The following is a 9,679-nucleotide window of genomic DNA, read 5'->3' as shown; positions in this document are numbered from 1 at the left end:
CAAACACCCGCCGCCCCCGCGGCTTATGGTCCCCCCAAGGGAGCCTCACGGGAGGACGCGCGACGTGGACCCGGCGGACGTCGACAGGCACGTCACCGACATCTGGAACACCGTGCTCGGCGTCGGCCCGGACGAGGCCGGCGCCACCTTCGGCGAGCTCGGCGGCACGGCGCTCGCCGCGCTGCGGATGGCCGCCCGGATCGAGGACCGGCTCGGGGTGGCCGTCGAACCGGCCGTCCTGCTGTGCGAGGGGACGCTCGACGCGCTGCTCGGCCAGGTCAGGGCCAGGGCATCCTCGGAGATGTAGCCGCCGCGGCGCCGTTGCGACAATCACCAGCAGACCTTGAGGAGGGACGGCCCATGACCGGCGGACTCAGCCTCGCCGAGCTTCGCGAGAAGGTCGGCGACATCTGGAACGAGGTGCTCGACGTGCCCGAGGGGCTGGAGGCGGCGACGTTCTCCGACCTGGAGGGGGAGTTCGCGGCCGCGGCGCGGCTGGTCGGGCGGATCAAGGAGGAGCTGGGCATCGCCATCGACGTCGGCGACGTCTTCGACGCGGACCCGAACCTGGAGGCGCTGGTCGAACGCGTCGCCCTGGACGCGCACGTGCCGATGGCGGTGTAGCCTCCGCGATCTCACCCGGGTTCCCTCGGGGGCCCGGGTTTCCGCGTGCTCCAAGAAGGGTTCAGGCGGGGAGCGGGCCGAGGTGGTCGGCGTCGGCGGGGAGGGCGGCGTCCTCCAGGGCGCGCGCGCAGCCGCACGTACGGGTGCGCGGCAGCCGGGACACGGTCGCCAGCACCAGCGCCCGCAGCCGGTCCAGCCCCTCGTGGAAGATCGTGAACAGCTCGTCGCGCCGCGCGCCGGAGCCCACGCCGAGCCCGGCGTCCAGGTCCGTCACCAGCGCGACCGGCACGTAGCACAGGGCCAGCTCGCGGGCGAGCGCCGCCTCCGGGCAGGCCGTCATGTCGAGCAGCGACCACCCCTGCGCGGCGTACCACTGCGCCTCGGCCCGGCTGGCCAGGCGCGGGCCCTCGACCACCACCGTCGTCCCGCCGTCCACGCAGTCCTGGCCGGTCGCCGCCGCGGCGTCGAGCACCGTCTCGCGGCCCACCGGGCAGTACGGGTCGGCGAACGGCACGTGCACCGCCGCGTCGTCGAAGTACGTCCGGACGCGCCCGCAGGTCCGGTCCACGAGCTGGTCGGGTACCACCATCACGCCCGGCCCCAGCTCGGGCCGGAGCGAGCCGACCGCGCACGGCGCGATGATCTGGCGCACGCCCACCGAGTGCAGCGCCCACAGGTTGGCCCGGTAGTTGATCCGGTGCGGCGGCCGGCGGTGGTCGCGCCCGTGCCGGGGCAGGAAGGCGACCGTGCGGCCGCGCACCCGGGCCAGCGAGAGCGGCGCCGACGGCTCGCCGTACGGGGTGGTGAGCGCGACCTCCCGGGCTCCGTCGGCGACCGAGGAGAACCCGCTCCCGCCGATGATCCCGATCTCCGCGCCGATTCCGTTCATGATCAGCCTTTCGTCGCCGGTGCGGCCGGGACCCGGCGTAGGTGATCCGCCCGGCGGGAAGAGCCGTCCGGGCATCAGGAGCATCGTGGCCTCCCGGCGCGTCCGGGGCATCTCCTGGATTGCCCGACCGGTCCCGACGCCGCACAGCGAAAGAACCCGCCACGCCCGGCCGTGGTTATTCTCGGAAGCGAACCTCCGTCGCGCAGGTCATCGGAGAAGAATGCTCGACGCGAAATCTTGGATGATCTGTGTCCGGGAAATTCGAGTTTTCCCGCCGCCGAGATGTGGAGCAATTCCATGCCCAAAGTGATTCGCGTGCCGAGGCCGAAGAAACCGCGTACCCCCGTGACCGCACTCGACCTGCGCACCCCCGCCGGGCGCCGGCTGCCCTACTAGGAGGCCCCGGTGTCACGTCGTTTGTTCACCTCAGAATCGGTCACCGAAGGCCACCCCGACAAGATCGCCGACCGGATCAGCGACGGCATCCTGGACGCCCTGCTGGCCAAGGACCCGGGCAGCCGGGTCGCGGTCGAGACGCTGATCACCACGGGCATGGTGCACGTCGCGGGCGAGGTCACCACGCAGACGTACGTGGACATCCCCGGCCTGGTCAGGGAGACGATCCTGCAGATCGGCTACGACGCCTCCCAGAAGGGCTTCGACGGCGCCTCCTGCGGCGTGTCGGTGTCGATCGGCACCCAGTCGCCCGACATCGCCCGCGGCGTGGACGACGCCTACGAGCACCGCGGCGCGGCCGCCGCCGACGAGCTGGACCGGCAGGGCGCCGGCGACCAGGGCCTGATGTTCGGCTACGCGTGCGAGGAGACGCCCGAGCTGATGCCGTTGCCGATCATGCTGGCCCACCGGCTGGCCCGGCGGCTGGCGGAGGTTCGCAGGTCCGGGACGGTGCCGTACCTGCGGCCGGACGGCAAGACGCAGGTCACCGTCGAGTACGAGGGCGACCGGCCGGTCCGCCTGGACACCGTCGTGCTGTCCACCCAGCACGCCGCGCACGTCGACCTGGCCGACATGCTGACCCCCGACGTCACGCGCGAGGTCGTCGAGCCGGTGCTGGCCGAGGCGGGGATCGACACCACGGGCCACCGGCTGCTGGTCAACCCGACGGGCCGGTTCGAGGTCGGCGGCCCGATGGGCGACGCGGGCCTGACCGGACGCAAGATCATCATCGACACGTACGGCGGCATGGCCCGGCACGGCGGCGGCGCGTTCTCCGGCAAGGACCCCTCCAAGGTGGACCGGTCGGGCGCCTACGCCATGCGCTGGGTGGCCAAGAACGTGGTGGCCGCGGGGCTGGCCGGGCGCTGCGAGGTGCAGGTGGCGTACGCGATCGGCAAGGCGCGGCCGGTGGGCCTGTTCGTGGAGTGCTTCGGCACCGAACGGGTGCCCAGGGAGCGCGTCCACGACGCCGTGCGCGAGGTGTTCGACCTGCGCCCGGCCGCGATCATCCGGGACCTGGACCTGCTGCGTCCCATCTACGCGGGCACCTCCGCCTACGGGCATTTCGGCCGCGACGAGTTCACCTGGGAGCGGGTGAACCGGACGGAGGAACTGCGGGCGGCGGCCGGACTCTGACCATGGGCCCGGTATACACTCCGGAAAAAAGAAAATGGCTGGAAACGGCGGCGGGAAGTCAGCTTCCTGCCGCCGTTCCGCATTTCGAGGGACGCCGTGGCGGCACATCATGGAAACAGCCTCAAAAAGCTGCGAGAAATTCGGAGGTCGCCGTGCCGGTCGTTTCAGAGATCGAGCCCTACCCGATGCCGGACGCCGCCGAGCTGCCGCCCGCCGCGGTCGCCTGGACGCCCGACCCGCGCCGGGCCGTCCTGCTGCTGGTCGACCTGCAGCACGCCTGCCTCGACCTCTTCCCGCCCGGCGAGGCGCCGCTCACCGACCTGGTGCGCAACGTGACGGCGCTGCGCGAGCTGTGCGCGCGCCTCGGCGTGCCCGTCGCCTACGCGGCGCAGCCGGGCCTGCTGACCGGCGAGCAGCAGGGGCTGGCCAAGGACTTCTGGCGGCGCAGCGACCGGCTGGAGCCCGCCCGGCGCGGCTTCCCCGAGCCGATGGCGCCGGGACCGGGCGACTGGGTCTTCACCCGGCGGCGCTACAGCGCCTTCCACGAGACCACCCTGCTGTGGTGGCTGCGCGAGTCGGGACGCGACCAGCTCCTCATCGCCGGCGTCTACGCCCACATCGGCGTCCTGACCACCGCGCTCGACGCCTTCACCCACGACATCCAGCCGTACGTGGTGGCCGACGCCGTCGCCGACCTCACCGCAGCCGACCACCGGCAGGCGCTCGGCTACGTCGCCGGCCGCTGCGGCGTCACCCTGACGACCAAGCAACTGCTCGCCGGACTGCCGCGCAATTTGTGAGTTGTCAGGCGCGGGATCGCAGCGGACACTGAATTCGCGATCTCCCGGAGCAGGCGCAACCGAAGGGGACCGAAGACCATTCGCCGGCGACCTCGCCGTGCCGGGACGACGCGTGACCGACGATCCCGGAAGCCGAGGTTCCCCGCATGGCCACCCACACGGTGTCGACGTCCGGCGGCCTGTTGAGCGCGCTCAACACCCGCTACCACAAGCCCGCCCTCACCCTCTACCTCGTCGTCGTGCTCGCCCACTGGGCCGAGCACGTCGCCCAGGCCATCCAGGTCTACGTGCTGGGCTGGCCGCTGAAGGAGGCGCGCGGCGTCCTCGGCCTGCCCTTCCCCTGGCTGGTCAGCTCCGAGTGGATGCACTACGGCTACGCGCTGCTGATGCTCATCGGCCTGCTGATGCTGCGCTCCGGCTTCACCGGCAGGTCCCGTACGTGGTGGAACATCTCCCTGGGCATCCAGGTCTGGCACCACCTGGAGCACCTGCTGCTGCTCCTGCAGGCGCTCACCGGGAACAACCTGGCGGGCCGTCCGGTGCCGACGAGCATCATCCAGCTCCTCGTCCCGCGCATGGAGCTGCACCTGTTCTACAACGGGCTGGTCTTCGTGCCCATGGTGGTGGCCATGCTCCTGCACCGCAGCCCCCGTCCGGCCGAGCGGGCCGACATGCGCTGCGCCTGCGCGGTGTCGCCCGCGTGATGGCGCGCTCCGGGCGCCGCGGGGTCTCCCCGGCCTTCTCCTTCGCGCTCAGCCTGGTGGCGGGCTTCCTGCTGTTCCTGACCGTGCCGAACCTCGGCACGGTCGTCCGCGCCGCCCGCGCCGACGGCGTGCCCGGGGTTTTCGTGCCGCGAACGCTGGCGTGCATCACGCATCCGGGGCACGAGTCCTGCGTCTGGACGGGCGACTTCCGCTCCGACGACGGGACCACCGGCCGGACGGGCGTCGAGATGTACGGCAGCGACCGCTACACCCACCGGGCCGGGCAGCCGGTCCGCGCGGTGGACATCGGCTCCGGCGGCCGCGTCTACGGGCCGGGCGGGTCGAACGAGTGGGTCTTCAGCGCCCTGCTCCTGGCCGTGGCGCTGGGCCTGCTGTGGTTCCTGCACGCCGGTTCGCTGCGGCGGCTGCTTCCCGCGTCCACGCGGCCCGGGCCGGCACCGGGCCCGGAGGCCGCCGGCCGCTCAATGGCGGCCGGCGACGGCGTCGGACAGCAGAGCGCTGAGCGGGCCGGGCGCTGAGACCATCGGCCAGCAGCCGGTGTCCAGGGTGTGGAAGTCCCAGGACGGCGCCGCGCGCAGCGCGGACACGTCGGGCGACAGGCTGCCCTGGAAGTGGTCCAGGTCGCACACCACGTAGCTGGCCCGCTGCCGCTCCAGCGGCGTGCTGAGCACGGCGGCCTCGGCCACGGCCCGGCCGGGGTGGCCGACGAACCGGGCGGCCAGCCAGCGCGCCTGCGCCGCCGTGAGGCCCTGTCCCTCGGCCACCAGGGTGTGGTCGGGGGCGGGCCAGCGGCCCCCGCCCGACTCGATCAGGCGCAGCTCCTGCTCCCGCTGCCGGTCGGGGAAGGCGTGCAGCATCGAACGGCCGTCGTGCGGCAGGAACGCCTCGACGTAGACGGTGTGGGCGACGCGGCCCGGCGCCCGGTCGGCGACCTGACCGGCCACCAGCCCCGAGTAGCTGTGCCCGACGAGCACGACGTCGCGCAGCCCCTCGTTCTTCAGCAGGGTCAGCACCTCGTCCACGTGCGTCTGGAGGCCGACGCCGGCGACGTCGTCGCGCGGCCCGGACAGGCCGCGCAGGGTGACGGCGCGGGCGTCGTGCCCGAGCAGGCGCAGCCGCCGGACGACGGGCTCCCAGATCCACGCGCCCGACCAGGAGCCCGGCAGGAGGAGGAAGGTCCTTCGCATCTGGATCGTCCTCCTCCTCACGCGACGCCGGCCAGCGGCCCCGGCAGGGGGCCCCGTGCGAAGTCTGCCCGCGCGGCGGGCAGGTGGAACTCCACCGCCTCGACCGGGCGGCCGGTGATCACCGCGACCGCGGCGACGTAGCCGCGGCCCGGCGACAGGACGCGGAACCGCAGGCTCTCCGGCGGGATGTCCAGTGGCCAGCTCAGCAGGGCCGGGTCGTCGGCCGGCCCGCTGACCGCCACCTCCGTCGGAGGCACCCGCAGGCCGTGCCCGGTGGCCTTGAGCGCCGCCTCCTTGCGCACCCAGACCTTCGCGAACGCCTCGTACCTGTCCTCCTGGGGGAACGCCTCCAGGACGGCCAGCTCGGCCTCGGTGAGCGCGCAGCGGGCCAGGTCGTCCACCGGGTCGGCGGGCACGGCCTCCACGTCCACCCCGAGCGGCCCCTCGGTCGTCACGGCCACCGCGACCCGGTCCTCGGAGTGCGAGACCGACACGTGCAGCGGGAAGCCGGGCGCCCGGACCTGCGGCTTGCCGTGGTACCGGGTGCAGTCGGGGCACGACCGGTCCACCACGACGTCCTCGGGACGGACGCCGAGCTGCACGGCGCTCGCGGTGCGCAGCAGCCACGAGCCGGTCAGGAAGCGCCTGCGGTCGGGCTCGCGGCGGAACCGCGCGGCCCGTTCGAGCTCGGGCTCGCTGAGCACCGACAGCAGGGTCCCCTCCGGATGGTCGCGCGGGCCGGCCCACCAGACCTGGCACTCTCCTGGCGCCACCACAGATGCGATCACTGGTCTTCCTCCCTTGCGGCTGTGCTGCTGTGGGACAGGACGCGGCAGGCCACCAGCTCCCACCGGTCCACCTCGGGGTTGGCGAGGGTCTGCGTCACCTCGGCGCGCACCTGCGCGCTGGTCAGGGGCTCGTCCACGCGCATCCGGATGACGATGTCCCCGCCGGCCTGGGTGAGGTCCTTGTGCCAGTGGCCCGGCAGGAGCGCCATGATGCGGATCCCGTCGATCGGGGAGCCGAGGATCGGCATCCCGCGCACCTGGCGCATCGTCACCTGGATCAGCATGGCTTCCTCGTCGCCGTGCGGCGTGAAGGGGCGAACATGGGGTCTCATCTCCATCTCGTCTGCCGGAGGTCTGTCTCTCGTACCTCCACTGTGGGATCCGGGAAGGGCGCGATCCAGGGATGGGGACGTCAGGAAGCTGCAGGCCGCCGCCGCATGCTGTCACCGGGCCCGCCCGGCCCTGGTCCCTGGTCCTAGGCCCAAGGTCCCGGGCCACGCTGACCGGACGGCCGATCCCGCGGGCCGCGGCGGACGGCATAGTCGTCCCGGAGACGACGCGGAGCACCTGGGGAGGGGCGATGACCGGACCGGACGGCCCGAGCCCGGGCGCCGCCCACCCCAGTGCCCTCAGGGGGTGTGCCAACAAATGTCCGCCGGTTCCGGTGCAGCCATGACAGGCCACCGGACCCCGTACGGACGAAAGGCACATCCATGTCCATCACCCGCTCCCCGGACCGCATCCGGCGGCCGGGATGGAGCCTCGCGCTGCTCGCGCTGGGGCATCTGATCATCAGTCTCGACTTCACCATCATCTACGTGGCCCTGCCGGACATCGCGTCCGACGTCGGCTTCACCGCGCACACCCTGCAATGGGTGGTCACCGCGTACGCCGTCCTGTACGGAGGCTTCCTGCTGTTCGGCGGACGCCTGTCCGACCTGGCCGGACGCCGGCGGATGTTCGTGCTCGGCATGGCGCTGTACGGCGTGGCCTCCGTGCTGGGCGGCCTGGCCACGGCGCCGGCGGTGCTGCTCGCCGCGCGCGCCGTCCAGGGCCTGGCCGGCGCGGTGCTGTTCCCCGCGGTGCTGGCCCTGGTCAACACCGCCTTCGCCGAGGGCAGGGAGCGCAACCGCGCGCTGACCGTCTGGGCCATGGCGGGCGCCGGCGGGCTCACGGCGGGCGCGCTGGCCGGCGGGGTGCTCACCCAGGCCCTGGGCTGGCAGGCCGTGTTCTACGTCAACGTGCCGCTGACCGCCGTGGGCGTCGCCGCCGCCTTCGCCCTGCTGCCCCCCGACGGCCGCGCCACCCGGGGCAGCGTGGACGTGCCCGGGACGCTGACCGGCACCGCCGGCATCACGCTGCTGATCTTCGCGGTCGCGCACGGTTCGGAGGCGGGCTGGGCGCGGGCCGAGGTGGTCGCGGCGGCCGTGCTCGCGGTGGTGCTGGTGGCGGTGTTCCTGCGCCTCCAGGCCCGCGGCCGGACGCCGCTGATGCCGCTGCGGCTGTTCGGCAACCGCGCCCTCAGCGGCGCGGTCGTGGTCATCCTCCTCTTCGGCCTGACGATGCAGGCCGTGCCGTACTTCCTGACCCTGTACCTCCAGGACGTCCTCGGCTTCGACGCCCTGGAGACCGGCCTGGCGTTCCTCGCCCCGACCCTGTCGATCACGGCCGGCAACTTCCTCAGCGAGCGGCTGGTCCACCGGCTCGGCACCCGCGGCACGCTGATCGCCGGCATCCTGGTCAACGCCGCAGGCGCCGTGCTCCTGGCCCCCGGCTTGCAGGGGGACGGGGCCCTCCTCACCGTCCTGCCCGGGGTCGTCGTCATCGGCCTGGGCATGGGCATCACGTACGAGGCCATGTGGATCGCGGCCGGCACCGGCGTCCCGGCGGACGAACAGGGCCTGGCCTCCGGGGTGGCCTCCACCGCGCTGCAGGTGGGCACCGCGGCGGGCCTGGCGGTCCTGGTGGCGGTCGCCAACCAGGGCATCGAAGGGCTGGCCGGGCAGGCCCTGCGCGACGCCTCCGCCCAGGGGATGCGCGCGGCGGTCCTCGTCCTGGGCGCCGTCATGCTGACGGGCGTCCTGGCCGCGCTCAGGCTCCCCGGGCAGCGCGCCCGGACGGCCGCGGCCGTCCCCTGCGCCGAGCAGGGGAACTGACGGGAAGCCCTACAGGGGAAGGTTGCCGTGTTTGCGCGGCGCCACGTGCTTGCGCTTGTCGCGCAGCATGGCCAGCCCGCGCGCCACCGCCGACCTCGTCTCCACCGGGTCTATGACGGCGTCGACCAGGCCGCGCTCGGCCGTGTACGCCGGATGGACCAGCTCGCGGGTGTACTGCTCCAGCAGCTCCGCCCGCCGGGCGGCGGGGTCGGCCGCGGCGGCCAGCTCCTTGCGGTGGATGATGTTGACCGCCCCCTCGGCGCCCATCACCGCGATCTCGTTGGTCGGCCAGGCCAGTGACAGGTCGGTGCCGATCGACCGGGAGTCCATCACGATGTACGCCCCGCCATAGGCCTTCCTGACGATGACCTGGACGCGCGGCACGGTCGCCTCGCAGTAGGCGTACAGCAGCTTGGCGCCGTGCCGGATGACGCCCGCGTGCTCCTGCTCCTTGCCGGGCAGGAAGCCGGGCACGTCCACGAGCGTGACCAGGGGGATGGAGAAGGCGTCGCAGAACCTGACGAACCTGGCGGCCTTCTCCGCGGCCGACACGTCCAGCACGCCGGCCAGCACGGTCGGCTGGTTGCCCACCACGCCGACCACCTGGCCGTCGATCCGGGCCAGCGCGCAGATCACGTTGGGCGCCCAGCTCTGGTGCAGTTCGAGGAAGTCGCCGTCGTCCACCACCTCGGCGATGACCAGCCGCATGTCGTACGGCTTGTTCGGCTCCACCGGCACGATCTCGGCCAGCCGGGGCCGGGCGTCGCCGGCCGCGGCCCGCGCGGGCAGCGCCGGCGGGCGGCTCATGTTGTTGCTCGGCAACATCGAGACCAGGTCGCGCACGGCGGCCAGGCAGCTCTCCTCGTCGTCGTGCACGAACGTGGCCAGCCCGGACCGGCTGGCGTGCACCTGCGCGC

At 73.2% G+C, this 9,679-nt stretch carries 12 protein-coding genes; 7 read left to right on the top strand and 5 right to left on the bottom strand.

Going from position 1 to position 9,679, the window contains the following annotated elements; all coding sequences use genetic code 11:
* Positions 1-64: 64 nt before the first annotated feature.
* Positions 65-307 carry a phosphopantetheine-binding protein gene (locus ACWCSD_RS39385; RefSeq protein ID WP_397158243.1) on the top strand — a complete coding sequence of 81 codons (243 nt, stop codon included), beginning with the start codon at positions 65-67 and terminating at the stop codon, positions 305-307.
* Between the two features lie 53 nt (positions 308-360).
* On the top strand, positions 361-624 hold the full coding sequence (locus tag ACWCSD_RS39380; protein WP_352354843.1) for an acyl carrier protein: 264 nt from the start codon (positions 361-363) through the stop codon (positions 622-624).
* 61 nt (positions 625-685) lie between these two features.
* On the opposite strand, the gene ACWCSD_RS39375 is transcribed toward ACWCSD_RS39380, so the two are convergent.
* On the bottom strand, positions 686-1,513 hold the full coding sequence (locus ACWCSD_RS39375) for an S-methyl-5'-thioadenosine phosphorylase (protein ID WP_397158240.1): 828 nt from the start codon (positions 1,511-1,513) through the stop codon (positions 686-688).
* A 405-nt stretch (positions 1,514-1,918) separates the two neighbouring features.
* Between ACWCSD_RS39375 and metK the strand changes: the two genes are divergently transcribed.
* The 4 genes from metK to ACWCSD_RS39355 all read left to right on the top strand — a co-directional run bounded on the left by metK (position 1,919) and on the right by ACWCSD_RS39355 (position 5,149).
* Positions 1,919-3,106: a methionine adenosyltransferase gene (gene metK / locus ACWCSD_RS39370; RefSeq protein ID WP_387673818.1), complete on the top strand. Its 1,188-nt coding sequence runs from the start codon at positions 1,919-1,921 to the stop codon at positions 3,104-3,106.
* 152 nt (positions 3,107-3,258) lie between these two features.
* The gene (locus tag ACWCSD_RS39365) at positions 3,259-3,906 is read left to right on the top strand and encodes an isochorismatase family protein (RefSeq protein WP_397158238.1); all 648 of its coding nucleotides are present in this window, start codon (positions 3,259-3,261) and stop codon (positions 3,904-3,906) included.
* A gap of 146 nt (positions 3,907-4,052) precedes the next feature.
* Complete coding sequence (locus ACWCSD_RS39360) at positions 4,053-4,610, top strand: hypothetical protein (protein ID WP_397158236.1); 558 nt, start codon at positions 4,053-4,055, stop codon at positions 4,608-4,610.
* The gene (locus ACWCSD_RS39355; RefSeq protein WP_397158234.1) at positions 4,610-5,149 is read left to right on the top strand and encodes a hypothetical protein; all 540 of its coding nucleotides are present in this window, start codon (positions 4,610-4,612) and stop codon (positions 5,147-5,149) included. Before ACWCSD_RS39360 ends, ACWCSD_RS39355 begins: the two co-directional genes overlap by 1 nt.
* Here ACWCSD_RS39355 and ACWCSD_RS39350 read toward each other — a convergent pair.
* The 3 genes from ACWCSD_RS39350 to ACWCSD_RS39340 are packed head-to-tail and all read right to left on the bottom strand — an operon-like array spanning position 5,093 to position 6,938.
* Positions 5,093-5,818 (bottom strand): alpha/beta fold hydrolase, encoded by a 726-nt coding sequence (locus ACWCSD_RS39350; protein ID WP_358295100.1) that lies wholly within the window; start codon positions 5,816-5,818, stop codon positions 5,093-5,095. The genes ACWCSD_RS39355 and ACWCSD_RS39350 overlap by 57 nt on opposite strands.
* A gap of 17 nt (positions 5,819-5,835) precedes the next feature.
* On the bottom strand, positions 5,836-6,606 hold the full coding sequence (locus tag ACWCSD_RS39345) for a 4'-phosphopantetheinyl transferase family protein (protein WP_352354829.1): 771 nt from the start codon (positions 6,604-6,606) through the stop codon (positions 5,836-5,838).
* Positions 6,603-6,938: a hypothetical protein gene (locus ACWCSD_RS39340; protein ID WP_357982071.1), complete on the bottom strand. Its 336-nt coding sequence runs from the start codon at positions 6,936-6,938 to the stop codon at positions 6,603-6,605. The genes ACWCSD_RS39345 and ACWCSD_RS39340 overlap by 4 nt, the downstream gene beginning before the upstream one ends.
* 381 nt (positions 6,939-7,319) lie before the next feature.
* Here ACWCSD_RS39340 and ACWCSD_RS39335 point away from each other — a divergent pair, with 381 nt between their 5' ends.
* Positions 7,320-8,762, top strand: coding sequence for an MFS transporter (locus tag ACWCSD_RS39335; RefSeq protein WP_449922531.1), 1,443 nt, complete (start codon positions 7,320-7,322; stop codon positions 8,760-8,762).
* Positions 8,763-8,771: 9 nt separating this feature from the next.
* On the opposite strand, the gene ACWCSD_RS39330 is transcribed toward ACWCSD_RS39335, so the two are convergent.
* Positions 8,772-9,679: acyl-CoA carboxylase subunit beta (locus ACWCSD_RS39330; protein ID WP_449922529.1), on the bottom strand; the 908-nt coding region annotated here is incomplete at its 5' end.

This window comes from Nonomuraea sp. NPDC001684 (assembly GCF_053596515.1).
Note: the sequence above shows the minus strand (reverse complement) of the source record. Positions and strands in the feature narration are given on the sequence as shown.

Coding starts and splice junctions, on each gene's coding strand:
- ACWCSD_RS39380 (WP_352354843.1), top strand. CDS start 361: ATGACCGGCGGACTCAGCCTCGCCGAGCTTCGCGAGAAGGTCGGCGAC.
- ACWCSD_RS39375 (WP_397158240.1), bottom strand. CDS start 1,513: ATGAACGGAATCGGCGCGGAGATCGGGATCATCGGCGGGAGCGGGTTC.
- ACWCSD_RS39360 (WP_397158236.1), top strand. CDS start 4,053: ATGGCCACCCACACGGTGTCGACGTCCGGCGGCCTGTTGAGCGCGCTC.
- ACWCSD_RS39355 (WP_397158234.1), top strand. CDS start 4,610: ATGGCGCGCTCCGGGCGCCGCGGGGTCTCCCCGGCCTTCTCCTTCGCG.
- ACWCSD_RS39350 (WP_358295100.1), bottom strand. CDS start 5,818: ATGCGAAGGACCTTCCTCCTCCTGCCGGGCTCCTGGTCGGGCGCGTGG.
- ACWCSD_RS39340 (WP_357982071.1), bottom strand. CDS start 6,938: ATGAGACCCCATGTTCGCCCCTTCACGCCGCACGGCGACGAGGAAGCC.
- ACWCSD_RS39335 (WP_449922531.1), top strand. CDS start 7,320: ATGTCCATCACCCGCTCCCCGGACCGCATCCGGCGGCCGGGATGGAGC.